The sequence below is a fragment of the Paractinoplanes abujensis genome, from assembly GCF_014204895.1.
Lineage (GTDB): Bacteria > Actinomycetota > Actinomycetes > Mycobacteriales > Micromonosporaceae > Actinoplanes > Actinoplanes abujensis.
On record NZ_JACHMF010000001.1, the window covers coordinates 3,461,241 to 3,485,894 of the forward strand.

The window sequence follows — 24,654 nt, forward strand, 5'->3', positions numbered from 1 at the left end:
GTCAGCCCTTGGTCACGTCGTTGAGCCGCAGGAAGCTCTCGGAGGTGAACGCGAAACCCTTCACCTTGTCGCTGACCCCGGCGTACTGCAGCCGCTCGAACAGCGGGAACACGACGCCCTGGTCGAGCAGGTAGTCCTGCAGCTCCGCGTACGCCTGCTCGGTCTGCTGGGCGTCGGTCGTGCCGAGCGCCTTGGCGAACAGGCCCTGGATGCCCTTGATCACCTCGGGGGAGGCGGAGCGCTGGGCCAGGGCCTTGGAGTTGGCCACGTCGGGGTTGAGGATGAACTGCAGCGCGCCCGGGTCGGCCCGGGTGAAGTAGGTCTGGGCCAGGTCGTAGGCGCCCTCTTTGGTGTAGGTGGCCTGCTGGGCGGTGGTCAGCGTGCGCAGTTCGAGGTTGATGCCGACCTGCTTGAGCTGGGCCTGCAGCAGTTCGGCGCCCGCGGTGCCCTGGGTGATCGGGTATTCCAGCCGCAGCGGGGTGCCGTTCTTGGCCCGGATGCCGTCGGCGCCCGCGGTCCAGCCGGCGTCCTCGAGGATTTTTTGGGCGCCTTCGGGGTCGTACGCGAGCTTGTCGGTCTCGGCCTTGAAGTAGGGCGTGGTCGAGTTGAAGGCCCCCTGCACCACGGGGTAGTCAGGCCCGAAAACCGTTCCCGCGTACGTCTTGAGGTCGATCGCCTTGTACAGAGCCTTGCGCACGGCGGCATCGGCCAGCGGCTTGCCCGCCGAGGTGTTGGCGTAGAGCGCGTACGCGGGGCCGGGCAGCGCCCGCTTCTCCACGGTGTCGCCGCTCTTCTCGATCAGTTGCCTGTCCTGCGGGGTGAACGGGTTGCGGGGCCAGGCGATGTCGGTGGCCCCGCTGATCAGGTTGCCGGTGCGGACGCTGTCCTCGGCCACGTAATTGAAGACGACCCGGTCGACCTTGGCCTCGCCCTTGTTCTGCACCAGCTCGGAGCCCCAGGTGTAGCCGGCCCGCTTGGTCAGCACGGTCTCGACCTTGGGCGTGTAGTGGTCGAGCTGGAACAGGCCGGAGCCGACCACGCCCTTGCCGGTGCACCGTTCGGCCGGGGGCAGCTGGAACTCCGCCGGGTCGGTGATGGCCAGGTTGGTGGTCGAGGTGGCCTGCAGGAACGACGAGTTGGGCTGGGACAGCTGCAGCTCGACGGTCAGCGGGTCGACCACCTTGGCCCCGGTCAGGCCCTGGACGTAGGAGGCCCCGAACGCGGCGCCGTTGGTGGCTTTGACGGTGGCGATCCAGCCCGCAGCGTTGTCGGCGACGGCCTGCGCGTCCAGCTTCTTGCCGTTGGCGAAGGTGACGCCGTCGCGCAGCTTGAACGTGTACGTCTTGCCGTCCGGGCTGATCTGCCAGCTCCGGGCCAGCCACGGCACGATCTTGCCGGTTTCCGGGTCCTGGTCGGTCAGCGAGTCGGCGAAGTTGCGGATGATCGAGCGGTGTTCGATCCAGTAGACCTGGAACGGGTCGATGCAGGGGAAGGCGGCGTTGTCGGGCCAGAACGAGACCTTGAGCGTGCCGTTGGCCGCGCCCGCCTGGTCGCCGCCGCCACTGCCGCAGCCGGTCAGCGCCAGCAGGGCGGCGGCCGTCGCGGCGAGGGGTTTGAAGAGCTTCATCGGGGAGTGTCCTTAAGAACTCGGCGGCCCGCGGCCAGCAGGACAGTGTCCTCCTGGGGCGGGTGCACACGGATGCAGAGGGCGTCGCGCAGGTGTCGTTCGAGGGGGTTGTGGCGGGACAGTCCGGGGTTGCCGAGGGCGGCCACCGCGGTCTGGGTCGCGGCGATCACCGAGCGGGCGATGGCCACTTTGATCGCCGAGAAGTCGGGCTTCTCCCCCGCCTCGGCGCGCAGCAGGGCGCCGTACAGCAGGGTCTCGGCCTGGGTGATCTGCAGATCGATCTCGCCCGCCACGACCTGGATGCGTTCGGTCTCGGCGATCGGTCGGCCGAGCGCGGCGGGCACCCGGCCGCGGGCGAACTCGGCGAAGGCCGTCCGGGCGGCACGGGCCACGCCGATGTAGAGCGCCGGATGGCCGAAGCTGCCCGGTCCGGCCACCGCCGCCGGGTCGCGGTAGACGCCGCCGGCCCCGCGCGGGATCTCGACGAACGCGTCGGCCGGCACCGCGACGTCGGTGTAGACCACGTCGTGGGTGTTGGAGGCGCGCAGCCCCAGGTGGTCCCAGGTGTCGATCCAGGTGATGCCGGGTGCGTCGCCGGGGACGAGCACGTGGCCGACCCGCTCGCCCTCGACCGCCCACACGACGTGGTAGGCCAGGCCCGCACCGCCGGTGGCGTACGCCTTGCGGCCGTTGAGCCGCCAGCCGTCGGCCGCCGGAGTCAGGGTGGTTCTGGGCAGGCCGCCACGGGCCGGGGCGCCCAGTTCGGGTTCGGCCCGGATCGCGTTGACCAGGGCGGGCCCGGTCTGCGAGCGGCGCAGCAGGTCGTCGTAGCGGGCGGCGGGCCAGCTGCCGGTGGCGGCCTGGGCGGCGTGGGTGGTGAGCGAGTTGGCCGCGATCAGGCCGACCGAGGCGTCGCCCTCGCCGATGGCGATGAGGATGCGGGCGGTCTCGCGCGGTCCCAGCCCGGGTCCGCCGTACTGCCGGCCGACGGTGGCGGTGAGCAGCCCGGCGCGGTGGGCGGCCTCGATGCCGGCCCACGGCAGCTCGCCGGTGCGGTCGTACTCGCCCGCGGTCTTGGCGATCTCTGCGGTGACCGCGGCCAGGGCGGCGTCGCAGAGATCGGGCGCCGGGAACGCGTACGTCACGGGGTGCTCGCGAACTGGGCGTACTCGGGGCGGTAGTTGCCCAGGTGCTCGGCCTGCAGCGAGCCGCGCTGCCCGGTCGCCTTGCGGTGCGCGATCTCCTGCCGGACCAGCGGAAGCACGAAGCGGCCGTAGTCGACGGCGTCGGCCAGGGTGTCGTAGCCGCGGATCGAGACCAGCGAGGCGCCCTGGTCGACGTAGTCGAGGATCGCCGCGGCCACCGTCTCGGGCGAGCCGACGAGCGCGGTCGAGGCGCCGGCGGCGTTGGTCACGGCGGCCGTACGGGTCCACAGCGCCCGGTCGTAGAGCTCGGACCGGTTGGCGAAGGCCAGGGCGCGCTGCGAGCCGATGTTCTGCGGGGTGCCCTGCAGCTGCGGCCGGACGGTGGCGAAGTTGGCCGCGATCTTCTCCACGTACACCTTGGCCTTGCGCCAGGCCAGCTCGTCGGTCTGCGCGATGATCGGCCGGAAGGTGACCCAGATGCGCGGCAGCGTGCTGCGACCGGCGTCGCGGGCCAGCCCGTGCACCCGGTCGATCTCGCTGCGCAGGTCGGCCAGCGGCTCGCCCCAGAAGCTGAAGATGTCGGCCTTGGTCCCGCCCACGGCGAACGCCTCGTCGGACTGCCCGCCGATCGAGATCGGGATCGGATTCCCGTACGGCGCGAAGCCCGGTCCGAAGCCGTCGAACTTGTAGAACTCGCCCTCGTGGCTGAACGCGGCCGGCTCGGTCCACGAGCGGCGCATCACGTCGATGTATTCCGACGTGCGCGCGTACCGCTGGTGCTTGGGCAGGTAGTCACCTTGGCGGGCCTGCTCGGCGTCGCTGCCGCCGGAGATCAGGTGGACCACCGCGCGGCCCTCGGTGAGCTGGTCGAGGGTGGCCAGCTTCTGCGCGGCCACGGTCGGGGGCGTGGTGTTGGGGCGCAGCGCGACGATCGGCTTGATCCGCTCGGTGAGCGTCCCGACGGCACTGGCCGTGACGAACGAGTCGGCGCTGCCGGACCCGTACGGCAGCAGGGTGTAGTCGTAGCCGCCCTCCTCCAGCGACCGCACGTACCGCCGGAAGTACTTGAGGTCGATGCCGCGGGTCGGGATCGGCTCGAGCTCGGTCGACGGATTGAGGTGGGACAAACTGATGAACTCCACCTCGGGCGAGGCCGTGGGCGGGATGGTGGTGTCGAAGTCGGTCATGCGGGGGTCCTCTCTGCGAATGCCCCGGGGTGTTCGTCCTGCAGGGGGCCGCGCTGCCCCGTGGCTTCCCGGTGGGCCAGCTCCTGGCGCACCAGCGGCAGGATGTGCCGGCCGTAGTCGATGAGGTCGTTGAGGTTGTCGTAGCCGCGGATCGAGATGAGGTCGGCGCCCAGGTCGACGTAGTCGAGGATCGCCGCGGCCACCGTCTCGGGCGTGCCGACCAGGGCGGTCGAGGCACCGGCGGCGTTGGTGGCGGTGGCGGTGGGGGTCCACAGCGCCCGGTCGTGCACGTCCCCGCGGCCGGCGATCTCCAGCAGCCGCTGCGAGCCGACGTTCTGCGGGGCCGCGCCGCCCAGGACGGACCGGAACGAGCTCGGGCCGCCCTGCTGCAGCACACCGAGGATGCGCTCGGCCTTGGCCCAGGCCAGCTCTTCCGTGGCCGCGATGATCGGGCGGAAGGTGACCCAGATGCGCGGGCGGTCGGTGCGCCCGGCCGCCGCGGCTTGCGCGTTCACCGCGTCGATCTGGGCCCGCGTGTCGGCCAGCGGCTCGCCCCACAGCCCGAAGATGTCGCCGCGGGAGCCACCGACCCGGTACGCCTCGGCCGAGGACCCGCCGACGGAGACCGGGATGGTGCCGTGGGTGGGGCGGACCAGGCTGAGGAAGTTCTCGAACGTGTAGAACTCGCCCTCGTGGTCGAACGGCTCGGTGCTGGTCCAGACCTTGCGGACGATGTCGATGTATTCGGCCGTACGGGCGTACCGCTGGTCCTTGGTCAGGTAGTCGCCCTCGCGGGCCTGCTCGGCGTCACTGCCCCCGCTGATGAAGTGCACCACCGCCCGCCCCGCGCCGAACTGGTCGAGCGTGGCCAGGGCCTTGGCCGCGACCGTGGGGTAGATCGTGTTGGGGCGCAGGGCCACGATCGGCGCCACCCGCTCGCTGCGGGCCACGATCTGGTTGGCGATCGCGAACTGGTCGGAGAACGACGACGCGTACGCGCAGAGCGTGTAGTCGAAGCCCGCGTCCTCCAGCGCGTTGACGTAGCGGGTGAAGAACGGCAGGTCGATGCCGGCCCGGCCGAGCCGGTTGAGCTCGTTGCTGGGGTTGACGTTGACGGCGCTGATGAACTGGATGGTCATCGGGTCACCGGCACGGCAATCGGGGCCAGGTCGCCGCCGTTGCGCAGCCGCTCCAGGAACAGCACGATCGTCGCCGCCACGGTGCGGTGGGTCTGGTCGTTGAGCACATCGTGCGGGCCGCCGGCGATGCTCACCAGCTCGGCCCGGGGCACGGCGGCGTAGAAGGCGGCCGCGTCGGCCAGGGCGCTGACCCTGTCGTCGCGGCCGTGCAGGCCCAGCACGGGGAGCGCGATGCGGGCGGCCGCACCGGTGGCGAACCAGTCGGCCGGCAGGTCGGTGAAGAGCTCCCCCGGCCGTACGAGGGAAACGGTGTTGATCTTGCCGCGGTGGGTGGGGCAGAAGCTGCGGGCGTCCAGCTCGTCGCCCCAGTCGCGGCTCGCGCCCGCCGCCGCGGTGGTCGGCAACCCGGCCAGCACCAGCGCGTTCACGCCGGGCAGGGCACCCACGGCGGCCAGGTGGGCGGCGAAGGCGGCACCCCCGTCCGAGCCGGCGACGATGCGCGGCTTCTCCGGGTCGGCCGTCTCGAGCAGGTTGTCGAGCTGCGCACGGGCCTGCTCGGCGGAGTCGCTGGGCGAGGTGACCACGTGCACCCGGTAGGCGTCGGCGGCCAGCCGCTTGCCGAGGCGCTCGTAGACCTGCGGTGACTCGCCCCGCCCGGGGAACAGGATGAACGTGCCGCGCAGGGGGACGGGATCGGGCTCGTTCCAGGTGCGGACCACGGTCTCGTGGGCGAGCGTCATGATGGACCTTCCGGCTGGGCTGATTGCCTATAACACCTACCAAGCTAGTAGGTCTTTGGGAAGGGCGTCCAACACCGATTCGCGATCGGATCGATCACCTTTACTTATCGACGACCTTGTGCCAGCACCGCGTGCAGGGCCTCGGTGACCGACGCCACGACCTGCGGGTCGGCCCCGGACCGGGCGCGCAGGCTCATCGCCGCGGGCGGCACCGCGGGCAGGTCGTCGCGCTCGCGCAGACCGTCGGGCGTCGTCGCGGCCGTGGCCATCAGCGCGACCCCCAGCCCACTGCGCACCGCCTCGAGCACACCCGCGACGTAGCCGCTGTCGCAGACCACGTACGGGTCGAGCCCGCGCGTGGTCAACGCGGTCAGCGCCCGGCGCCGCAACACGCAGGGCTCCTCGATGGCCACCACGGGCCAGGGGCCCGCCGGCGACTCCCAGCCGGTGGCCGCGTACCAGGTCAGCGGGAGCGATCCGACCGGCACCCCGTCGGCCGCCGACGCCTCGGACAGATGCACGGCCACGTCGAGCGAACCCCGGTCGACCGCGGCGTCGAGCCGGCGGGTGCGGTCGATGCGGAACCGCACCTGATGGCCGGGCAGCGCGGCCGTGATGGCGGGCAGCAGCAGGTCGGCCGCGTGCTCGGTGGTGCCGACGGTGACGGCCGGGCGCTCCGGCCCGACCAGCAGCCGGCGCAACGCGGCGTCGTGCGCGGCGAGGACGCGCCGGGCCTCCGCCAGCAGCGACTGCCCGTCCGGGGTGAACACGGTGGCCCGCCCCTGCCGCTCGACCACCGGACGGCCGATCACCTTCTCCAGGCGGCGCACGTGCTGACTGACCGCCGACTGACTGACCCGCAGCGCCTCGGCGGCACGGTGAAAGCCACCACAGTCGGCCACCGCCACCAGGCTGCGCAGCGCGAGAATGTCCAGCACAGGTCCCATGTCGCCGGACGCTAACAACCGATTGATAAGAACTTTTAATCGATCCGATCGGGATTTGGCGCTGGACACGGGCCCGCGGCCGCGACCATGCTTCTAATTCCTAGTGCTTCCATAGGTTAGAAGGGCAATGCGATGAGTCGTTACGTGGTGATCGGCGCGGGCGCGGTGGGCGCCTCCCTCGCCGCCGAGCTGCATCGGGCCGGTGCCGAGACCCTGCTGATCGCCCGCGGCGCCCAGCTGGCCGCCCTGCGCGAACGCGGCCTGACCTACCTGCGCCCCGACGGCGAGCACCAGCTGCCGGTGCCGGTCGCCGCCGGCCCGGCCGAGGTGCAGCTCACCGCGGACGACGTGCTGCTGCTGGCCACCAAGAGCACCGACACCGAGGCCGCCGTACGGGAGTGGGCCTGGCGCCCGGTCAAGCGGGCCGACGGCGGCACCGGCGTCGCGGCCGCCGAGCTGCCCGTGGTCACCCTGCAGAACGGGCTGGCCAACGAGCGGACCGCGCTGCGCTCGTTCGCCCGCGTGATCGGGGCCGTGGTGTGGATCCCGGCCACCTTCGTGACCCCGGGCGAGGTGGTCAACCACGGCTGGCCCACGCCCGCCGTGCTGTGGCTGGGCCGCTACCCGTTCACGGCCGACCCTGCGGTCGAGCACATCGCCGCCGACCTGCGCCGGGCCGGGTTCGTCGCGCACGAGACCACCGACATCGTGTCGCACAAGGCCGCCAAGCTGCTCGGCAACCTGGTCAACACGCTCGACGCGCTCTACCCGCCGAGCGAGCTCCGCGACGCCGCGCTGACCCTGCTCAAGGACGAGGCCCGGACGGTCTACGCGGCCGCCGGCATCACGCCCGCCACCCCCGCCCCCGGCGACTTCCGGGTGGCCGACGTGCCCGGCCGGTCCCGCGCCGGCAACTCGACCCGGCAGAGCCTGGCCCGGGCCGGCGCCCCCGAGAGCGACTACCTCGACGGTGAGATCGTGCTGCTCGGCCGCCTGCACGGGGTGCCCGTCCCGGCCACCGCCGCGCTGCAGGCCCGCATCCACCGGGCGGTCGCCGAGGGCACGCCACCCGTCTCGCTCGACGACACCGACCTGGTGGCCACCCTGCCCGGCCTGGCCGTGCCCGAGCCGGTGCGACCAGGCACGACCACCGACCGCCCGGTGCTGATCGGAGTGGAGGAGCTCTACCACCGGGTCGCGCAGCCAGAACCGCCGCTGCTGCTCGACGTGCGCTGGGCGCTCGGCGACCCCGACGGCCGGGCCCACTACCGCGAGGGCCACCTGCCCGGCGCGGTCTTCGTCGACCTCGACACCGAACTGGCCGGTCCGCACGCTCCCGGCGCCGGCCGCCACCCGCTGCCACCGATCGACCGGCTGCAGGCCGCGGCCCGCGGCTGGGGCCTGACCCGGGGCCGCTCGGTCGTCGTCTACGACAACACCGGCGGGCTGGCCGCGGCCCGCGCCTGGTGGCTGCTGCGCTGGGCCGGGGTGCCCGACGTGCGCCTGCTCGACGGCGGGCTGGCCGCCTGGCGGGCCGCCGGGCACACCGAGGCCACCGGCGACGCCCGGCCCCGGGCCCTCGGCGACGTCGTGCTGCGGGCCGGTCACCTGCCCACGATCACCGCCGACGAGGCCGCCGGCCTGCCGTCGCGGGGGACGCTGCTGGACGCCCGGGCGGGCGAGCGCTACCGCGGCGAGGTGGAGCCGATCGACCCGCGGGCCGGGCACATCCCCGGCGCCGTCTCCGCGCCCACCACCGGCAACCTCGGCGCCGACCAGCTCTTCCGCCCGGCCGCGGAGCTGCGGGAACGCTTCGCGGACGTGACGGGACCGGTCGGCGTCTACTGCGGATCGGGCGTGACCGCGGCCCACGAGATCGTCGCGCTGGCCGTCGCCGGCATCGACGCCGCCCTCTACCCCGGATCGTGGTCGGCCTGGTCGTCCGACCCGTCGCGGCCCGTCGCATGATCGTGTCGCGCGACCCCGGCCTGCGCGCGTCCCGGCGCCTCGACCGCTCGGGATGGGAACCCGACGGGCTGCCCGACGCGGTCGCCTTCCCCCGTACGCCCGAGGACGTGCAGGAGGTTCTCCGCGCGGCCACCCTTTCCCGTACGCCGGTGGTGGCCCGCGGCGCCGGCACCGCCCTGACCGGCTCGAGCGCCGCCGGGGCGGGCGCGATCGTGCTCGACCTGAGCCGGATGAACCGGATCGTCGAGATCCGCCCGGCCGACGGGGTCGCCGTGGTCGAACCCGGCGTGATCACGGCCGACCTCGACCGGGCGGCCGGCGAGCACGGGCTGAGCTACGCCCCCGACCCGGCCAGCCTGACCGTCTCCACCATCGGCGGCAACATCGCCACCAACGCGGGCGGCCTGCGCTGCGCCAAGTACGGCGTCACCCGCGACGCCGTGCTCGGCCTCGACGTCGTGCTGTCCAGCGGCGAACGGATCAGCACCGGCCGGGCCACCCTCAAGGGTGTGGCCGGCTACGACCTGACCGCCCTGTTCGTCGGCTCGGAAGGGACGCTGGGCATCGTGGTCGGCGCGACGCTGCGGCTGCGCCCGCTGCCCCCGCCGAATGCCACCATTGCCGCGTCCTATCCCGACGTGGCAGCGGCCGCGGCCGCGTCGGTCGCCCTGGCCGAGGCCCGCATCCAGCCCGTGCTGGCCGAGCTGCTCGACGAGGCCACCCTCGACGCCGTCGACCCGGCCCTGCGCGCGGCGGGCGCGGCCCTGCTGATCGTGCAGACCGACGGCGGGCCCGACGAGGCCGCCCGGGCCCTGGAGGTGCTGACCAAGGGCGCCACCACGATCCGCAGCGCCACCGACCCGGCGCCCCTGCTGGCCGCCCGCCGCCAGGCGCTGCCCGCCATCGAACGCCTGGGCCGGCCCCTGATCGAGGACATCGCGGTGCCGCGCTCCCGGCTGGCCGAGGCGGTGCGCGCCATCGAGACCATCGCGGCCCGCCACGACGTGCCGATCTGCACCCTGGCCCACGCGGGCGACGGCAACATCCACCCGATCATCGTGGCCGGCCGGCACGGCGAACCCGTCCCCGACGCCGCCCACCGCGCCGCCGACGACATCTTCGCCCTGGCCCTCGACCTCGGCGGCACGGTCACCGGCGAACACGGCATCGGCGTCCTGAAACGCGCCTGGCTCCGCCGCGAACTGGGCGACACGTCGCTCGATCTGCACCACCGGATCAAGTCCCTGTTCGACCCGCACGGGATTCTCAACCCCGGCAAGGCGCTGGCCTGAAGACTTCGCCGCACCCGACGGTCTTGAGCCAGGAGACAGAACCTAGCCGGTGGCGACCGGGCGATCCGGGTCGGACGACCAGGCCGACCAGGATCCCGGGTAGAGCGCGGCGTCGATGCCGGCCACGGCCAGCGCGACGATCTCATGGGCCGCGGTGACCCCCGATCCGCAGTAGACCCCGACCGGCCCGGTGACGCCGGCGAACCGTTCGCGCAGCTGCTCGGCGGGCCGGAAGCGCCCGTCCGCGTCGAGGTTGCCGGTGGTCGGCGCGGAGACGGCACCGGGAATGTGCCCGGCCCGCGGGTCGACCGGCTCGACCTCGCCGCGGTAACGCTCGGCCGCGCGGGCGTCCAGCAGCGTCCCGGTGCCGGGCAGGGCCGCCGCCTCGTCGGCCGTGAGGGTCGGCAGGTGGCCCGGGGTGAGCTCGACGTCGCCCGGCACGGCCGCCGTCTCGTTCCCCTCCGACACCGGCCGCTCCCCCGCGCGCCACGCCTTCAGGCCGCCGTCGAGCAGCCGTACGCCGGTCACGCCCCACGCCCGCAACAGCCACCAGGCGCGGGCCGCGGCCAGGCCGCCCGTGTTGTCGTAGACGACGACCGGCACGCCCCGGCGGACACCCCACCGCCGCGCCGCCGCCTGCAGATCCGCGGTCGCCGGCAGCGGGTGCCGCCCGGCGCCGGGAGCGTGCGGCCCGGCCAGCTCGGTGTCGAGGTCGACGAAGACGGCTCCGGGGATGTGGGCCCGCTCGTACTGCTCCCGGCCGTCGGTGGCCCCGAGCGCCCACCGGACGTCGAGCAACGTGACCCCGGTGTCCGAACGCAGAACCGCACTCAGCTCGTCGGCCGAGATCAGGACCTCACTCATGGGACTCCTCCTCCAGCGCGACGCCGGTGAGTTCATACAGTGCCGCCAGCAGTTTCTCCTGGAACCCGGGGTCGCCCGCCGCCGGGTGGGGGTCGTGCCGCCGCTGGTGGAACCAGTAGCCGCCGGTGGTGTCGGCCTCGGGGTCGCCGCTGGTGGTGAGCCACTCCTGGGTGAGGTGGCCCAGCCGCAGATCGTCGGGGGCGCCGCGCCCGCCCATCCGGGTCGGCACCCAGCCCGGGTCGACGGCGTTGCTGATCACGTCCGGCCGGCGGCGGGCGACCGCGAGGGCCAGGGCCGTCACGAACAGCTTGCTGTCCGAGTACGAGCCGCCGCGGGTCAGCCGGGCCGGGTCGGGGCGGCCACCGCTGTGCATCCCGCTGGTCAGGTAGACCAGCCGCCGCGGGCGGGCGATCAGCGCCGTCAACACGTACGGGGCCAGGACGTTGACCGGCATGACGTGGGCGCCGTCGAGGACACCGGCGTTGTGGATGACCGCATCGGCCCGCCCCAGCCGGTTGACCTGCTCGGCCAGGTCGCGGGTCTGCCCGAGGTCGGCCAGGTCGCCGGTCACCCCGGCCGCACCCCGGTCGAGCAGATCCCGTACGGCGGTCAGCCGCTCGGCGTTGCGGGCGTGCACGATCACGTCGTGCCCCGCGCCGAGCAGCGTCGCCGCGGTCAACCGGCCCAGACCGTCGGCGGCCCCGGTGACGACGATGCGTGCCATGAAGAACTCCTCGGTCAGTGCTGGAGGCGGCGGCTGCCCGCGTGCCAGTCCTCGGTCTTACCCGGTTCGTCACCGGTGACGCCGAACGACGGCAGTTGCGGCTGCTCGCGCAGGCTGCGCTTGAGCTCGGCGAAGCCGGGGAACCGGGCCAGCCCCACGACGTGGTCCCACAGCACCGCGGCCTGCTCCTCGTCGGGCAGCCGGCTGATCACCGGCCCGAAGAACGCCACCCCGGCCGGCGGCTCGAAATGCACGATCGGCGTGCCCACGTCGCGGCCGGTCAACCCCAGCGCCTCGTCCGACTCGGCTTGGATCTCGGCGTCGCGCGCGGTGTCGTCGAGGTGCTCGGCCAGCGCGGCGGGCAGCCCGGCCTCGGTCAACGCGCCGGCGGCCAGGCCGGGAGAGCCCTGCCAGCCGGGCTCGCGGGTCTCGTCCGGGCCGGTCTGGAAGATCCGGGCGCCGTACGCGGCGTACAGCGGGCCGATCACTTCCCGGCCGTGCTTCTCCCGCACGGCGGAGGCCACCCGCAGCAGGCGCAGACCCGCGGTGTGCTGGGCCTCGTACTCGGGCGGGAAGTGGCTGTCGTAGTCGAGGTGCGCGTTGATCTGCCGCAACGAGATGAACCGCCAGTCGACGGTGTAGTCCCGCTGGGCCTGCACGATCCGGATCCACTTGCTGGTCATCCAGGCGAACGGGCAGATCGGGTCGAAGTAGAAGTTGATGTCAGCCATGGCCCACCCTCTCACGGGAACTCGGCGAAAAAAGTCTTGCCGGCGTGCAGCGGCCGCGGCCGTTCACCGCGTTGTCGGAGGAGAGTCCCCCCGCTCGTCCTCGAGGAGTGCACGCATGACGTCGAAGAAACGCAGTCGTATCAAGGCCGTGGTCGTGGCGGCCGCCGCCCTGGCCGTGGTGGCCGCGGGGCTCGGGGTCGCGCACGCGGCGACCCGGCCCGCGCCGGTCACGCCCCAGGCCGCCACCTGGGCGCCGCCGCCGGCCAACGCGGGCTTCGACTATCAGATCGGGAGCCCGTATCAGCCGCCCGCGGGGGTCAAGGTGGTCAGCCGCGACTACACCGCCGCCGTCGCGGCCGGGCTCTACAACATCTGCTACGTCAACGCCTTCCAGACGCAGGCCGACGCCGCGGCCAAGCGGTGGTGGGAGACCAACCACCCGAGCGTGCTGCTGCGCGACAGCAAGGGCAAGCCCGTCGTGGACCCCGACTGGAACGAATACCTGCTGGACTTCTCGACGGCGGCCAAACGGGCCGAACTGACCCAGGTGGTCGGCGGCTGGATCAGCACCTGCGCGAGCAAGGGCTTCCAGGGTGTGGAGCCCGACAACCTGGACTCGTACAGCCGTTCCGGGGGCCGGCTCAAGAAGGCCGACGCGCTCGCCTACGCCGCCTCGCTGGCCGCCTACGCGCACGGGAAGAAGCTGGCGATCGGCCAGAAGAACACGGCCGACCTGAGCGCGGCCGAGTCCCGTACGGCCGGGTTCGACTTCGCTGTGGCCGAGGAGTGCGGCGAGTGGGACGAATGTGACGCCTACACCTCGACGTACGGCAACAATGTGGTGGTGATCGAATACACCGCGAACGGGTTCGGCAAGGCCTGCAAACAGTTCGGCAGCCGCCTCTCGATCGTGCTGCGCGACGTCGACGTCACCGCTCCCGGCTCGGGCACGTACAAGTTCAAGACCTGTTGAGCGAGCCGGACAGCTTCGACGAGTTCGTGCAGACCCGCGGCTGGGCGCTGCTGCGATTCGCGTACGTGCTGTCCGGCGACTCGCACCTCGCCGAGGACCTCGTGCAGGAGGTCCTGGCGCGGATGCACCGGCGCTGGGCCAAGGTCGCCGCGTTGCACAGCGCGGAGGCGTACGTGCGCAAGGCGATCCTGCGGGAGTTCCTGTCCTGGCGGCGGCGCCGCGCGTCCCGCGAGGCAGTGCTGGCCGAGCTGCCCGAGACCGCCGTCGCCGCCGATCCGCAGCATCACGTGCTGGTCCGCGACCAGATGTGGCAGCTGCTGGCCGGTCTGCCGCGGGCGCAGCGGGCCGTGCTCGTGCTGCGCTTCTACTGCGATCTGCCCGACGCCGAGATCGCCGCCCTGCTCGACTGCGGCGAGTCCACCGTACGGTCGCAGGCTTCCCGCGCCCTGGCCAAGATGCGCACCGTGATGACCGAGAAGGGGCTGGTCGGCGATGGATGACCTGGAGCAGCGGCTGGCCCGCAGCATGCACGGCGCGGCCGCCGGCGCCCCACCCGACGCGCAGCTGCTGAGCAAGGTGCATCAGCGGTCCGGCCGCTATCGCCGGCGCCGCCTCGCCGTGCAGGTGTCCGCGCTGGCCGCCGTTCTCGCCGTCGGCGTGCCCGCGGTGGCGGTGCTGCTCGACCGCCCCGGCCCGAGCGTGCCGCTTCCCGCCGCCACCGGTGTCACGCCGTCGCTGACGCTGGTTCCCGGCTTCCAGAACCCCGTTTTCCCGTACGCGCTCCCGCCCACCGACGGCATGCGGGCGCCCGTGGCCACGCTGCGCTCCGGCACGCTCAGCGCCTTTTTCGAGGCCACCGACCTGCGCGACCATGCCGACACCACCGTCACCGTCACCGGCGCGAAACCGTCGTTCACCGACGGGACCACGGTCACGGTCCGCGGCCGTACGGGCTGGTTGCGCACCATCGCCGCCGAGCCGGCCCGGCAGTACGTCCTGTACTGGCCGGAGCGGGCGGGACAGTGGCTGCAGCTGGCCACCGACGACACCTACACGCCGGCCCAGGTGATCGCCCTGGCCGAGTCGCTGACGAGCGGGGCGATCGCCGTGCTGCCGCCGTTCCGCCTCGACTGGTCGCCCGCGGGCCTGACCCCCGACACCGTCACCGAATCCACCATGAGCTTCGGCGACGGTGCGTTCAGTGTGGTGCTGCGCAAGGAGTATCCGCTGCCCGCGGACGGCCGACGGCTCACCCGCGACGCCGACGGGGCCCGGCTCGAGGTCGCCGTCGCCGACTGGGACGCCGTCCTCGACATCACCGCCGGCTCAGCGCTGACGGTCTCCGACGCCGACCTGCTGCGCTTCGCCGCGGGCGTCCACATCCTCAACCGCTCCAACCCGCGCTGAAGCCGGCCCGCTCTCCCCGCGGCGCACCAGCGTCCACAGCCCGGCCAGCACGAGTGCGAACAACGGCAGCCACACCAGCCGGTGCAGCGGCCACGCCCCGACCGGCGCGTCGTGCAGGCCGGGCAGCGGGCCCGCGAGCAACCCACCCGCGGTCACCAGCAGCAGCGCGCTCTGGTGCCAGCAGAACAACGTCATCGCGGCCAGGTTGAGCAGCACCACCGGCGCCCATACGGCAGGCCTGCGCAGCCGGCCCGCCAGCCACGGGCGCAGCAGCAGGAACATCCCGATCTGGGTTGCGGCCAGGGCGAGCGCGAACAACGTGGGCGGGTTCAGGTTGGACCGGCCGTCCCCGGGCACACCGACCGCGCCGGCCGGGTAGCCGAGCCCGAGCACCAGCACCGCCCCGGCGACGGCCCCGGCCGGCCCCAGGATCGCGCCGGCCCTTCGCGGCAGGCGCCCCTCGGCCAGCGCGATCCCCAGCAGGTAGGGCACCGCCCAGCCGGCGGGGGCGACCAGGCCGTTCCACCGCTGGACGTCGCTGACGGCCACGAGTGCCACCAACGGCAGCGCCGCCCACAACCCGTACCGGAAGAGGGCTTCGCGCAGCAGCGGAGTGAGCGCGGTCAGCACGACGAAGACCAGCAGGAACCACATCGGATGCGTGATCAGCGACTGCACCAGCCGGCGCGTGCTGCCGGGCACCGCGGTCAGGCGCAGCACCAGCATCACGGGCACCCACACCGCGAAGAGCACCGCCACCGGACGGGCCAGCCGGGTCAGCCGCGCGGTCAGCCAGGGCCGGTACGCCTTGCCGCCGAGGCTGCGCGCGGCCGAGTAGCCACCGGCGAAGAAGAACAGGCCGAGCGTCTGCAGCACCCACGTCGCCGGGACCAGCGCGGGGTGGCCGGACAGCGGGCTCGCGCCGTGCCAGGCCGCGGGTCGCTGCGGGTCGCTGACCACTGCCGACACCAGCCAGTGCCCGAGGATCACACCCACGATGGCCACCGCGCGCAAGGCGTCGATCGTACGGTCGCGGTGCTCGGGCGTGGCCGCCGCGATCCGGGTCGTCCAGCTCACACCGCTCCCTCCGCACTCCGGACACCGATCGTGACCGGGCCCGTCAAGGGGGTCAGTCGGTGATGGAGGCGCGGAACGTGTAGCGGTCGCCGCGGTAGGCCTGGACGGTCAGCTCGATCGGGACGCCCTCCTGATTGAAGGTGAGCTGGGTGGCCGACAGGATCGGCACCGGGCCGGTGATCTCGAGCTGCTCGCGTTCCTCGTCGGTGGCGTTGCGGGCCTCGACCGAGTAGTCGGCGTAGTGCGGCTGCTGGCGCGGGGAGGCCGCCCGCAGCACCTCGTAGAGGGAGCGCCGGCCGAAGTCGGTGGTGGCCAGTTCGGGGGCCACGGCCAGCGGCAGGCGGTTGTGCTCGACCGCGATGACCAGGTCGTTGAGGTAGCGCAGGCGGCGCATCTCGAACAGGTCGGCCCCGGCCACCGTGCGCAGCAGCTCGGCCTCGCGGCTGGTGGCGGCTCGCACGTGGCTGACCAGCACCTGGTTGCGGGTGGTCAGGCCGCGCTGGGCGGCCAGGTCGGCGAACCCCATCACCCGGCCCGCGGTGCCCGCGCCGCGCCGCTGGGGGGCGGCGGCCACGGCCCAGCCCCGGGCCGGCAGCGACACCAGCACGCCGCGTTCGCGCAGTTCGCCCAGCGCGGCCCGGATCGTCACGCGCGAGACCGCGTACCGCTCGGCCAGCTGCCGCTCGGAGGGCAGCCGCGCGCCGTCGGCGCCGTCCGCGGCCCGCAGGTCGTCGTAGAGGCGCTCGGCGAGCCGCAGGTAAAGCGGCTGGGCGTCCGGGCCGATCAAGGGGCTGGTCTGCACCGCCCCGACGGTACCAGGCCGCCCAGTCGAAACCGTTGACATACCAGTTGCATACCAGTAGCTTTCCGGAACCAGACCAGGTTGGCAAGGCGAGGAGCGCGATGAGCAGCAGCGACACCCGGGCCGAGATCGAGCAGCAGCCCGACGTCTGGCGCGCCACCCGGCGCGTCGTGGACGCCGCCCGGGCCGGCGTGGACCGCCTGCTGGGCGCGGCTCTGCCCGAGCACGAACGCACCCGGATCGTGCTGACCGGCGCCGGCACCTCGGCCTACGCCGGCGAGGTGCTCGCCCCGGAGCTGGCCCGCGTGCTGAAACGGCCGGTCGAGGCGATCGCCACCACCGACATCGTCACCGATCCGCAGGCGGTCACCGCGGGCGACCGGCCGGTGCTGCTGGTGTCGTTCGCCCGCAGCGGCAACAGCCCGGAGTCGGTCGCGGCGGCCGAGCTGATCGACCAGCTCGCCCCGGCCGCCCACCATCTGGTGATCACCTGCGACGGCAGCGGGCGCCTGGCCCGCACCTTCCAGGGCGCGGCCAACGCCGCCGTGGTGACCCTGCCCGCCGCGACCAACGACCGCGGCTTCGCCATGACGTCCTCGTTCACGTCGATGGTGCTCGCCGCGTGGCTGTGCCTGGCCGGTGAGGCCGACGTCGACGCGCTGGCCGCGGCGGCCGGCACGGTGCTGGCCCACGCGGGCGAGATCGAGCGGACGGTCACGGCGCTGCGCCCGGACCGCATCGTCTACCTAGGCTCGGGCAGCCTCAAAGGATTGGCCCGCGAGGCCGCGCTCAAGACGCTCGAACTCACCGCGGGCACGACGGTGGCGCTGGGCGAGTCCTCGCTGGGCTTCCGGCACGGTCCCAAGGCCGCGCTGACCCCCGGCACGCTCGCGGTCGTCTTCGTCTCCGGCGACGACTACCGCCGCGCGTACGACCTCGACCTGGCCCGCGAACTGACCGCCGAGCTCGGCCCCGGCCGGGTCGTGCTGGTCGACGCGGGCGGCACCTGGCCCGTCCCGCGCGAACCCGGGCTGCCCGACGCGCTGTGGGCCCTGCCCGCGGTCATCACCGCCCAGCTGACCGCGCTGACCTGCTCGCTGGCGGCCGGGCTGACCCCGGACAACCCGTTCCCCGGCGGCGAGGTCAACCGGGTCGTGCAGGGCGTGGTCATCCACCCGTACGGCGAAAGGCGGTCCTGATGTTTCTCGGAGTGGACGGCGGCGGCACCAAGACCGCGTTCTGTCTCATCGACGACGACGGCGCGATCGTGGCCTCGGCCCGCACGGCCAGCATCTACTACCTGATGAGCGGCATCGACATCGTCGAACCCGTGCTCGCCCGGGGCGTGGCCGAGGTGTGCGCGAGCGCCCGCATCGAGCCCGCTGACATCACGTACTCCTTCTTCGGGATCCCCTGCTACGGCGAGGTCCTGGCCGACGTGCCGAAACTCGACGCCCTCCCGCAGGCGGTGCTCGGGACCGACCGGTACCGCTGCGGCAACGACATGATCTGCGGCTGGGCCGGCTCACTGGGCGCCGCCGACGGCATCAACGTGGTGGCCGGCACGGGTTCCATCGCGTACGGCGAGAACGGTGACCGCAAGTCGCGGGCGGGCGGCTGGGGCGAGATCTTCGGCGACGAGGGCTCGGCCCATTGGGTCGCGATCCGCGGGCTCAACGCCTTCAGCAAGATGGGCGACGGACGGCTGCCGCGCGGCCCGCTGGCCGACGTTCTGCGGGCCCGGCTCGACCTCACCGACGACCTCGAGATCGTCGACGTCGTGCTCAACCGCTGGCAGGGCGACCGGGCCAAGATCGCCGCCCTGAGCACCGCGGTCAGTGAAGCCGCCGACGCCGGCGACACCGCGAGCGCGGACATCCTGCGCGAGGCCGGCCGCGAGCTCGCCGCGATGGTCCACGCCGAGGCCCGCGTCCTCGGATTCGATTCTCCGCCGCCGATCCCGGTCTCCTGGTCCGGCGGCATGTTCACCAGCCCGCTGCTGCTCGACTCGTTCCGCCAGTCCCTCGACGGGCGCTACGACCTGCGCGAACCACTCTTCCCCCCGGACCACGGCGCGGCCCTGTACGCCGCCCGTCTCGCGAACGGACCACGCCCATGACCACTCTCAGCACCGCCGCCGGCCGCCGCACCGGCTGGATCCCGTACGCCGCTCTGCTCGTGCTCTTCTGGGGTGTCTGGGGCGCGTTCTCCAGCCAGCCCACCAGCCGCTACGGCTACCCCGACGGCATGGTCTACATCATCTGGTCGATCACCATGCTCATCCCGGCTGGGGCCGCCCTGCGCGGCACCACCTTCGACCGCCGCCCGGTCGCCGCCGCGTACGGGCTGATCGTGGGCCTGACCGGCGCGGGCGGCCAGCTGCTGCTGTTCAAGGCGCTGACCATCGGGCCCGCGTACATCATCTTCCCGATCATCGCCCTCTCCCCCGCCATCACCGTGATCATGGCGCTGGTCGCGCTCAAGGAACGCCTGACCCGGCTGGCCGTGATCGGCGTGATCCTGGCCCTGGTGGCGATCGTGCTGTTCTCCATCGCGCCCAGCGACGAGGGCGCCGAGACCGGCCCGTACCTGATCCTGGCCGTGCTCATCTGCGTCGCCTGGGGCGTACAGGCCTACTACATGCGCAAGGCCGCCCTGGCCGGGGTCAACGACGCCACCACGTTCGGGTGGATGACGATCAGCGGCCTCGTGCTCATCCCGGTCGCCCTGATCATGATGGGCGGCTTCCCCACCGGCTTCGGCTGGCAGGCCCCCGCCCTGACCGCCGTGACCCAGGTGCTCAACGCCATCGGCGCGCTGTTCCTGGTGATGGCGATGAGCCGGGGCAAGGCGTCGGTGGTCGCGCCGATCACCAACGCGCTGGCCCCGGTGCTGACCATCGCGCTGTCGCTCGCGGTGTACCAGACGCTGCCGTCGGGCTGGCAGACGGCGGGCATCGTGCTCGCGCTGGCCGGGTCGACGCTGATGGTCTACACCACCGAGAAGTCGGCCGAACTGGCAGTCGGATGACCCGCGTCGTCACGGTCACGCTCAACCCGGCCCTCGACATCACCTACGCGGTCCCGGCGTTCGCTGTCGGTTCCAGCGTACGGGTGGAGACCGTGCGGTCGCGGGCCGGCGGCAAAGGGGTCAACGTGGCCGCCGTGGTGCGTCAGCTCGGTGGGGACGCGGTCGTCGTCGCCCCCGGCGCCCGCGCCGAGCCCGACCCGTTCCGCGACGGGCTCGACACCCTGGGCCTGCCCCACCATCTGATCCCCGCGTTCGCTTCCGTACGGCGGACCGTCGCCGTGGTCGGAGCGGACGGCCCGACGACCATCCTGCTGGAGCCGGGCAGCCCGGCGCCGGCCGGGACCGCCGACGCCATCGCCGCCACGGTGGCCGGCGAGCTCGCCGGGGCCGGCGCCCTGGTGATCTCGGGCAGCGTCCCCCCGGGCCTGCCCGACGACCTGCCGGCCCGGCTGGCCCGGCTGGCCGGTGCGCTTCCGGTCATCGTCGACGTGTCCGGCCCGGCGTTGCGGGCGGCGATCGGGGCAGGCGCGGTGCTCGTGCCCAACCGGGCCGAGCTGGCGGACATCGGCGCGGGCCCGCCGGTCACCGTCGCGCGCGGGCTGCTCGACCAGGGCGCGGCCGCCGTCGTGGTGACGCTGGGCGAGGAGGGCGCGGTGGCCGTCACCCCCGGCGGCGCCTGGCACGCCCGTACGCCCGAAGTGGTGGACGGCAACCCGACCGGCGCGGGCGACGCCGCAACCGCCGCCCTGGCCCTGCGCCTGGCCTGCTCCTCGCCATGGCCCACAGCCCTGACCGACGCCGTGGCCACCTCGGCCGCCTGCGTGCTGCGCCCGGTGGCCGGCGAAATCGATCTCGACGCGCGCCGCCGCTGGCTCGGCGCCATCACCGTGGAGGAACTCCCGTGACCCTGACCGACCTCCGAGGCAGCGGCCGCGCGGTCGGCGCCTTCAACGCGATCCTGCTCGAACACGCCGAGGCCATCGTGACCGGGGCCGAACAGGCCGGGCTGCCGGTCATCCTGCAGATCTCGCAGAACGCCGTGCGCTACCACGGATCGCTGGCCCCGTTCGCCACCGCCTGCCTGAGCCTGGCCGCGGCCGCCTCCGTGCCGGTCACCGTGCACCTCGACCACGCCGAGGACGAAGACCTGATCGACCAGGCGGTCGCGCTCGGTCTGCGGTCGGTGATGTTCGACGCGGCCGCCCTGCCGTACGAGGAGAACGTGGCCCGCACCCGTGCCGTCGTGCACCGCTGCCACGCGGTGGGCTGCGCGGTCGAGGCCGAACTGGGCGAGATCGGCGGCAAGGACGGCGCCCACGCGCCCGGCGTCCGCACCGACCCCGCCCAGGCCGCGGCCTTCGTCGCCGCCACCGGGGTGGACTCGCTGGCCGTGGCCGTCGGCTCCTCGCACGCCATGGCCAGCCGCGACGCCCGCCTCGACCTCGACCTGATCGCCCGGCTCGCCGACGCGGTGCCGGTGCCGCTGGTGCTGCACGGCTCGTCCGGGGTGCCCGACGACGGGCTGCGCGAGGCCGCGGCCCGGGGCATCACCAAGGTCAACGTCGGGACGCTGCTCAACCGCGTCCTCACCGAGACCGTCCGCGACGTGCTGGCCGGCCAGGACACGCTGACCGACCCCCGCAAGTACCTGACCCCGGGCCGCGACGCCGTCCGGGCCGAGGTCACCCGCCTGCTCACCCTCCTCGGCGCCGGCGTCCCGGCCTGACCACGGCCGGCGGGCCCGCCGGCGGCCGTCAGGCTCGGGGCGACGCGCTGACCGCGCCGGCTACTCCTCGATGTCGGAGAACAGGCCCTTGAACGGGACCTGCGTCCCGATCAGACCGCCGAAGACCGCGCCGGCGACCGGTGTGGCGACCGCGGCCGAGGCGTCGTCGTAGCTGTCGAAATAAAGGTCGAGCGTCCGGTAGGCGGGCGTGGGCGAGCCGTCCTCCTTGGGCCACACCTTGGCCGATTCGACGCGCCGGACCTTCGGGAACGTGGCCGCGGCCGCCCTCACCTCGGCGTAGACCTTCTCGAACTCGTCCACGTTCCCGGGGTTGTCGACGATCAATGTGATCTTGGTGGGCATGGGCTCTCCTCGCACTCGGAGCAGAACGAACGTTCTGCCTTGGCGAGCCTACGAGCGGCACCCTTTGTCGTCAAGACCGAACGTTCTATCTCATGCCGTTGGCGTATCAAAGGCACAAAGCAGGGGACGGCCGAGTGGCCGCCCCCTTGCCCTGCTTAGAGCTTCCTAGGAACCTGGGTTGCTCGTGCCGGTCCTGGCACCTTGGGTTGCTGGGCTCAGCACTCCCCCAGCTGGCCGCGCAGCTTGACCAGCGCCTTGGACAGCAGCCGGGAGACGTGCATCTGCGAGATGCCGATCTGCTCGGCGATCTGCGACTGGGTCAGGTTGCCGTAGAAGCGCAGGTGGATGATGCGCTGCTCCCGCTCGTCGAGCGAAGCCAGCGTCGGGCCGAGCGCGATCCGCAGCTCCGCCAGCTCGAACTCGCGGTCCTCGCCGCCCAGCGTCTCGCCCAGCTCGGTGTTGCCGTCCGCGCTGACCGGCGTGGACAGGCTGGTGGAGTTGTAGGCGCGGGCACCCTCCAGCCCCTCCAGCACCTCCTCCTCGGTGACGCCGAGGTGGGTGGCGATGTCGGTGACGGTCGGCGCCCGGCCCAGGTCGTGGCTGAGTGCCATGTTGGCCGCGGTGATGGCGAGCCGCATCTCCTGCAGGCGACGCGGCACCCGGACGGACCACGTACGGTCGCGGAAGTGGCGCTTGACCTCGCCGACAATCGTCGGGATGGCATAGCCCGCGAAGTCGACACCACGGTCGGACTCGAAGCGGTCCACCGCCTTGATCAGGCCCACGACGGCCACCTGGAACAGGTCGTCGACGGGCTCACCGCGCCCGGCGTAGCGCTGGGCCAGGTGGCGGGCCAGCGGCAGCCACGCCTCGATGGCCCGGTCACGCAGAGCCGGCCGGGACGGGTGCCCGGCCGGCAGGGCGGCCATCGCCGTGATCAGCTCGCTCGCCGCATCCGTGCTGGTCTCCTCGGTGCGGACCGCAGTGGTGATCACCGTCATGCAAGGGCTCCTTGTTCATTACGGGGGCAAGAATCGCGCCCACGACGCCGCTTCCCAGTGCCCGGCCCGGAACGGCCGAAACTCACTCGATCAGCTGACGTCACGGGTGGGGGATCAATTCAGGATGGTGCCGGCGACCGGCGCCACCGGCGCCGCCTTCGGGGGCCGCGGCTTACGCGGAGCCGCCGTTTCGGTGGCCGCCTCGTGCACCTTCGCGATCGCGGTCACGGCGTCCTCGTCGTGCACCTTCGTGGTCACGGCGTCCTCGTCGTGCACCTTCGGGGTGACGGCGTCCTTGTCGTGCACCTTCGTGGTCACGGCGTCTTTGTTGTTCACCTTCGGGGTGACGACGTCCTGGTTGTTCACCTTCGGGGTGACGGCGTCTTTGTTGTTCACCTTCGGGGTGACGGCGTCTGCCTGGCGACCATTCGCCGTGCTGGTGTCCGCACCGCTGGGCAGCACCCGCTGCACGGCCGGGTGCTCACGCAGCTGCGAGGCGTTCGCGGCGATCTTCTCGTACGCGTCACGACCGGCGCGGCTGCCGAGCACGTAGCCGACAGCGAACCCGGCGGCCAGCTTGACGATCCTCATCGAAGCTCCTAGCGGTTGTTTCATCCATACAGGTGGGACAACGCCAGTGGTTGCCCTTGGACAAGCAACCGGAAACACGTGTCAGCGGAGATCAACCGGGTAGGTGATCTCGATGTTCGAAGATTTCCGTCTCGAGCGCGTCGACGTCGGTGACGTCACCCTGCGGGTCCGGCACGGCGGAACCGGCCCCCCGGTCGTGCTGCTGCACGGGCACCCCCGCACCCACACGACCTGGCATCGGGTCGCACCCCAACTGGCCCGCCGGCATTTCGTGGTGACGCCGGACCTGCGCGGCTACGGCGAGTCCACACTGCCCCCCGACGCCCCCGGTCACGCCCAATCCAGCAAACGCGCCATGGCCCAGGACGTGGTCGCGCTGATGAGCCACCTAGGGCACGATCGTTTCGCCGTGGCCGGGCACGACCGCGGGTCCCTGGTCGCCTTCCGCACCGCCATGGACCATCCCGAGGCGGTCACCCACCTGGTGGTCATGGACGGCCTGCCGGTCATCGAACACCTCGAACGCACCGACGCCACCTTCGCGCGGGCGTGGTGGCACTGGTGGTTCCTGGGCCAGACCGACAAGCCGGCCGAGCGGGTCATCAACGCCGACCCCGACGCCTGGTACCGCACGCCCGGCCCCGAAGACCTGGGCCCCGGCAACCACGCCGACCTGTGGCGGGCCCTGCGCGACCCCGCCGTCGTGCACGGCATGTGCGAGGACTACCGCGCCGGCCTGGGCATCGACCGCGACCACGACGCGGCCGACCGGTCCGCCGGCCGACAGGTCACCTGCCCCACCCTCCTGATCGAATCGGCCCGGGACGACCTCGACATCCACGGCGACCCCCAGGCGATCTGGGCCCCCTGGGTCGCCTCCACGCTCCGGCACAGCGTCGTCGACAGCGGCCACCACCAGGCCGAACAGGCCCCCGACGAGGTGGCCACCATCCTCCTGGACTTCCTTGCACCCTAATTCAGATGGACAGCGGCCCGCTGTTCCAGCGCATCCAGCACCGCCACCCGCGTGACCGGCACCTCGACCGCCACGCGCAAAACTCCACCGATCCGCTCGAACCGGAACTCAAAGAACGAGCAGCACTCGTTCTCCCGCCCGGCCAGCTCCCGAACCACGGCCTCCGCCGCCGGATCAAAATCCCAGCCCAGCACAGTCTCCGACTGCCGCATCTGCCCAAGCAGCACGGTCGCGAACAGCTCGTCGAACTCGGCCACCCGCACCGGCCGCTCAACGGCCGGCAGCGTGCACGCCACAGGCACCCACTCCCCAGTGTTCGTCATAGCCCGACGGTAAAGCCGTAC

Annotated in this window: 26 protein-coding genes and 1 pseudogene; 12 read left to right on the forward strand and 15 right to left on the reverse strand. The window is 72.8% G+C overall.

Annotated features, from left to right (window positions below):
* Position 1: 1 nt before the first annotated feature.
* The 6 genes from BKA14_RS15585 to BKA14_RS15610 form a co-directional block, all read right to left on the reverse strand.
* Complete coding sequence (locus BKA14_RS15585; RefSeq protein WP_184951652.1) at positions 2–1,627, reverse strand: ABC transporter substrate-binding protein; 1,626 nt, start codon at positions 1,625–1,627, stop codon at positions 2–4.
* Positions 1,624–2,772 (reverse strand): acyl-CoA dehydrogenase family protein, encoded by a 1,149-nt coding sequence (locus BKA14_RS15590; protein WP_184951653.1) that lies wholly within the window; start codon positions 2,770–2,772, stop codon positions 1,624–1,626. The genes BKA14_RS15585 and BKA14_RS15590 overlap by 4 nt, the downstream gene beginning before the upstream one ends.
* Positions 2,769–3,959, reverse strand: a complete 1,191-nt coding sequence (locus BKA14_RS15595) for an LLM class flavin-dependent oxidoreductase (RefSeq protein ID WP_184951654.1) — start codon at positions 3,957–3,959, stop codon at positions 2,769–2,771. Before BKA14_RS15595 ends, BKA14_RS15590 begins: the two co-directional genes overlap by 4 nt.
* The gene (locus tag BKA14_RS15600; protein WP_184951655.1) at positions 3,956–5,098 is read right to left on the reverse strand and encodes an LLM class flavin-dependent oxidoreductase; all 1,143 of its coding nucleotides are present in this window, start codon (positions 5,096–5,098) and stop codon (positions 3,956–3,958) included. The genes BKA14_RS15595 and BKA14_RS15600 overlap by 4 nt, the downstream gene beginning before the upstream one ends.
* On the reverse strand, positions 5,095–5,838 hold the full coding sequence (locus tag BKA14_RS15605) for an alpha/beta hydrolase (protein ID WP_184951656.1): 744 nt from the start codon (positions 5,836–5,838) through the stop codon (positions 5,095–5,097). Before BKA14_RS15605 ends, BKA14_RS15600 begins: the two co-directional genes overlap by 4 nt.
* Before the next feature lie 104 nt (positions 5,839–5,942).
* Complete coding sequence (locus BKA14_RS15610; protein WP_184951657.1) at positions 5,943–6,785, reverse strand: LysR family transcriptional regulator; 843 nt, start codon at positions 6,783–6,785, stop codon at positions 5,943–5,945.
* Positions 6,786–6,917: 132 nt separating this feature from the next.
* On the opposite strand from BKA14_RS15610, the pseudogene BKA14_RS43195 reads away from it, so the two are divergent.
* The 3 genes and pseudogenes from BKA14_RS43195 to BKA14_RS15620 all read left to right on the forward strand — a co-directional run.
* Positions 6,918–7,817 (forward strand): annotated as a pseudogene (locus BKA14_RS43195) (ketopantoate reductase family protein); the annotation flags it as partial.
* Positions 7,818–7,946: 129 nt separating this feature from the next.
* On the forward strand, positions 7,947–8,753 hold the full coding sequence (locus BKA14_RS43200; RefSeq protein ID WP_203722550.1) for a sulfurtransferase: 807 nt from the start codon (positions 7,947–7,949) through the stop codon (positions 8,751–8,753).
* Complete coding sequence (locus tag BKA14_RS15620; RefSeq protein ID WP_184951659.1) at positions 8,750–10,045, forward strand: FAD-binding oxidoreductase; 1,296 nt, start codon at positions 8,750–8,752, stop codon at positions 10,043–10,045. Before BKA14_RS43200 ends, BKA14_RS15620 begins: the two co-directional genes overlap by 4 nt.
* A 42-nt stretch (positions 10,046–10,087) precedes the next feature.
* On the opposite strand, the gene BKA14_RS15625 is transcribed toward BKA14_RS15620, so the two are convergent.
* Genes BKA14_RS15625 through BKA14_RS15635 form a run of 3 tightly spaced genes read right to left on the reverse strand, consistent with a single transcriptional unit; the run spans position 10,088 to position 12,364 of the window.
* A complete protein-coding gene (locus BKA14_RS15625) occupies positions 10,088–10,909 on the reverse strand; it encodes a sulfurtransferase (RefSeq protein ID WP_184951660.1) in 822 nt (273 codons plus the stop codon).
* Positions 10,902–11,633 carry an SDR family NAD(P)-dependent oxidoreductase gene (locus tag BKA14_RS15630; RefSeq protein WP_184951661.1) on the reverse strand — a complete coding sequence of 244 codons (732 nt, stop codon included), beginning with the start codon at positions 11,631–11,633 and terminating at the stop codon, positions 10,902–10,904. Before BKA14_RS15630 ends, BKA14_RS15625 begins: the two co-directional genes overlap by 8 nt.
* Positions 11,634–11,647: 14 nt before the next feature.
* Positions 11,648–12,364, reverse strand: a complete 717-nt coding sequence (locus BKA14_RS15635) for a mycothiol-dependent nitroreductase Rv2466c family protein (protein ID WP_184951662.1) — start codon at positions 12,362–12,364, stop codon at positions 11,648–11,650.
* A 115-nt stretch (positions 12,365–12,479) separates the two neighbouring features.
* Here BKA14_RS15635 and BKA14_RS15640 point away from each other — a divergent pair, with 115 nt between their 5' ends.
* From BKA14_RS15640 to BKA14_RS15650, 3 genes are read left to right on the forward strand one after another with little or no spacing between them, the layout of a single operon-like run.
* The gene (locus BKA14_RS15640; protein WP_184951663.1) at positions 12,480–13,337 is read left to right on the forward strand and encodes an endo alpha-1,4 polygalactosaminidase; all 858 of its coding nucleotides are present in this window, start codon (positions 12,480–12,482) and stop codon (positions 13,335–13,337) included.
* Complete coding sequence (locus BKA14_RS15645) at positions 13,334–13,837, forward strand: SigE family RNA polymerase sigma factor (protein WP_184951664.1); 504 nt, start codon at positions 13,334–13,336, stop codon at positions 13,835–13,837. Before BKA14_RS15640 ends, BKA14_RS15645 begins: the two co-directional genes overlap by 4 nt.
* Entirely contained in the window at positions 13,830–14,744 is a 915-nt protein-coding gene (locus BKA14_RS15650) for a hypothetical protein (protein WP_184951665.1), read from the forward strand. The genes BKA14_RS15645 and BKA14_RS15650 overlap by 8 nt, the downstream gene beginning before the upstream one ends.
* Here BKA14_RS15650 and BKA14_RS15655 read toward each other — a convergent pair.
* Both BKA14_RS15655 and BKA14_RS15660 read right to left on the reverse strand, forming a co-directional pair.
* Positions 14,664–15,821: an acyltransferase family protein gene (locus BKA14_RS15655; RefSeq protein ID WP_184951666.1), complete on the reverse strand. Its 1,158-nt coding sequence runs from the start codon at positions 15,819–15,821 to the stop codon at positions 14,664–14,666. The genes BKA14_RS15650 and BKA14_RS15655 overlap by 81 nt on opposite strands.
* 52 nt (positions 15,822–15,873) lie before the next feature.
* Entirely contained in the window at positions 15,874–16,623 is a 750-nt protein-coding gene (locus BKA14_RS15660) for a GntR family transcriptional regulator (RefSeq protein ID WP_203722531.1), read from the reverse strand.
* 101 nt (positions 16,624–16,724) lie between these two features.
* Between BKA14_RS15660 and BKA14_RS15665 the strand changes: the two genes are divergently transcribed.
* Genes BKA14_RS15665 through BKA14_RS15685 form a run of 5 tightly spaced genes read left to right on the forward strand, consistent with a single transcriptional unit; the run spans position 16,725 to position 21,379 of the window.
* On the forward strand, positions 16,725–17,822 hold the full coding sequence (locus tag BKA14_RS15665) for an SIS domain-containing protein (RefSeq protein ID WP_184951668.1): 1,098 nt from the start codon (positions 16,725–16,727) through the stop codon (positions 17,820–17,822).
* Positions 17,822–18,742, forward strand: a complete 921-nt coding sequence (locus BKA14_RS15670) for an N-acetylglucosamine kinase (RefSeq protein ID WP_184951669.1) — start codon at positions 17,822–17,824, stop codon at positions 18,740–18,742. Before BKA14_RS15665 ends, BKA14_RS15670 begins: the two co-directional genes overlap by 1 nt.
* Positions 18,739–19,653 (forward strand): DMT family transporter, encoded by a 915-nt coding sequence (locus BKA14_RS15675; RefSeq protein ID WP_184951670.1) that lies wholly within the window; start codon positions 18,739–18,741, stop codon positions 19,651–19,653. The genes BKA14_RS15670 and BKA14_RS15675 overlap by 4 nt, the downstream gene beginning before the upstream one ends.
* A complete protein-coding gene (locus tag BKA14_RS43990) occupies positions 19,650–20,558 on the forward strand; it encodes a 1-phosphofructokinase family hexose kinase (RefSeq protein WP_184951671.1) in 909 nt (302 codons plus the stop codon). The genes BKA14_RS15675 and BKA14_RS43990 overlap by 4 nt, the downstream gene beginning before the upstream one ends.
* On the forward strand, positions 20,555–21,379 hold the full coding sequence (locus tag BKA14_RS15685; RefSeq protein WP_184951672.1) for a class II fructose-bisphosphate aldolase: 825 nt from the start codon (positions 20,555–20,557) through the stop codon (positions 21,377–21,379). The genes BKA14_RS43990 and BKA14_RS15685 overlap by 4 nt, the downstream gene beginning before the upstream one ends.
* Positions 21,380–21,439: 60 nt before the next feature.
* Here the strand turns inward: BKA14_RS15685 and BKA14_RS15690 are convergent, their stop codons facing one another.
* The 3 genes from BKA14_RS15690 to BKA14_RS15700 all read right to left on the reverse strand — a co-directional run bounded on the left by BKA14_RS15690 (position 21,440) and on the right by BKA14_RS15700 (position 23,334).
* Positions 21,440–21,742: an EthD domain-containing protein gene (locus tag BKA14_RS15690; RefSeq protein ID WP_184951673.1), complete on the reverse strand. Its 303-nt coding sequence runs from the start codon at positions 21,740–21,742 to the stop codon at positions 21,440–21,442.
* Between the two features lie 215 nt (positions 21,743–21,957).
* Positions 21,958–22,743, reverse strand: coding sequence for a SigB/SigF/SigG family RNA polymerase sigma factor (locus BKA14_RS15695; protein WP_184951674.1), 786 nt, complete (start codon positions 22,741–22,743; stop codon positions 21,958–21,960).
* Between the two features lie 114 nt (positions 22,744–22,857).
* A complete protein-coding gene (locus BKA14_RS15700) occupies positions 22,858–23,334 on the reverse strand; it encodes a hypothetical protein (RefSeq protein WP_184951675.1) in 477 nt (158 codons plus the stop codon).
* Positions 23,335–23,446: 112 nt separating this feature from the next.
* On the opposite strand from BKA14_RS15700, the gene BKA14_RS15705 reads away from it, so the two are divergent.
* Positions 23,447–24,310 (forward strand): alpha/beta fold hydrolase, encoded by an 864-nt coding sequence (locus BKA14_RS15705; protein ID WP_184951676.1) that lies wholly within the window; start codon positions 23,447–23,449, stop codon positions 24,308–24,310.
* Here BKA14_RS15705 and BKA14_RS15710 read toward each other — a convergent pair.
* On the reverse strand, positions 24,307–24,633 hold the full coding sequence (locus BKA14_RS15710) for a hypothetical protein (RefSeq protein WP_184951677.1): 327 nt from the start codon (positions 24,631–24,633) through the stop codon (positions 24,307–24,309). The genes BKA14_RS15705 and BKA14_RS15710 overlap by 4 nt on opposite strands.
* Positions 24,634–24,654: the final 21 nt, after the last annotated feature.

Coding starts and splice junctions, on each gene's coding strand:
- BKA14_RS15585 (WP_184951652.1), bottom strand. CDS start 1,627: ATGAAGCTCTTCAAACCCCTCGCCGCGACGGCCGCCGCCCTGCTGGCG.
- BKA14_RS15595 (WP_184951654.1), bottom strand. CDS start 3,959: ATGACCGACTTCGACACCACCATCCCGCCCACGGCCTCGCCCGAGGTG.
- BKA14_RS15600 (WP_184951655.1), bottom strand. CDS start 5,098: ATGACCATCCAGTTCATCAGCGCCGTCAACGTCAACCCCAGCAACGAG.
- BKA14_RS15605 (WP_184951656.1), bottom strand. CDS start 5,838: ATGACGCTCGCCCACGAGACCGTGGTCCGCACCTGGAACGAGCCCGAT.
- BKA14_RS15610 (WP_184951657.1), bottom strand. CDS start 6,785: ATGGGACCTGTGCTGGACATTCTCGCGCTGCGCAGCCTGGTGGCGGTG.
- BKA14_RS15620 (WP_184951659.1), top strand. CDS start 8,750: ATGATCGTGTCGCGCGACCCCGGCCTGCGCGCGTCCCGGCGCCTCGAC.
- BKA14_RS15625 (WP_184951660.1), bottom strand. CDS start 10,909: ATGAGTGAGGTCCTGATCTCGGCCGACGAGCTGAGTGCGGTTCTGCGT.
- BKA14_RS15630 (WP_184951661.1), bottom strand. CDS start 11,633: ATGGCACGCATCGTCGTCACCGGGGCCGCCGACGGTCTGGGCCGGTTG.
- BKA14_RS15635 (WP_184951662.1), bottom strand. CDS start 12,364: ATGGCTGACATCAACTTCTACTTCGACCCGATCTGCCCGTTCGCCTGG.
- BKA14_RS15640 (WP_184951663.1), top strand. CDS start 12,480: ATGACGTCGAAGAAACGCAGTCGTATCAAGGCCGTGGTCGTGGCGGCC.
- BKA14_RS15650 (WP_184951665.1), top strand. CDS start 13,830: ATGGATGACCTGGAGCAGCGGCTGGCCCGCAGCATGCACGGCGCGGCC.
- BKA14_RS15665 (WP_184951668.1), top strand. CDS start 16,725: ATGAGCAGCAGCGACACCCGGGCCGAGATCGAGCAGCAGCCCGACGTC.
- BKA14_RS15670 (WP_184951669.1), top strand. CDS start 17,822: ATGTTTCTCGGAGTGGACGGCGGCGGCACCAAGACCGCGTTCTGTCTC.
- BKA14_RS15675 (WP_184951670.1), top strand. CDS start 18,739: ATGACCACTCTCAGCACCGCCGCCGGCCGCCGCACCGGCTGGATCCCG.
- BKA14_RS43990 (WP_184951671.1), top strand. CDS start 19,650: ATGACCCGCGTCGTCACGGTCACGCTCAACCCGGCCCTCGACATCACC.
- BKA14_RS15690 (WP_184951673.1), bottom strand. CDS start 21,742: ATGCCCACCAAGATCACATTGATCGTCGACAACCCCGGGAACGTGGAC.
- BKA14_RS15695 (WP_184951674.1), bottom strand. CDS start 22,743: ATGACGGTGATCACCACTGCGGTCCGCACCGAGGAGACCAGCACGGAT.
- BKA14_RS15700 (WP_184951675.1), bottom strand. CDS start 23,334: ATGAGGATCGTCAAGCTGGCCGCCGGGTTCGCTGTCGGCTACGTGCTC.
- BKA14_RS15705 (WP_184951676.1), top strand. CDS start 23,447: ATGTTCGAAGATTTCCGTCTCGAGCGCGTCGACGTCGGTGACGTCACC.
- BKA14_RS15710 (WP_184951677.1), bottom strand. CDS start 24,633: ATGACGAACACTGGGGAGTGGGTGCCTGTGGCGTGCACGCTGCCGGCC.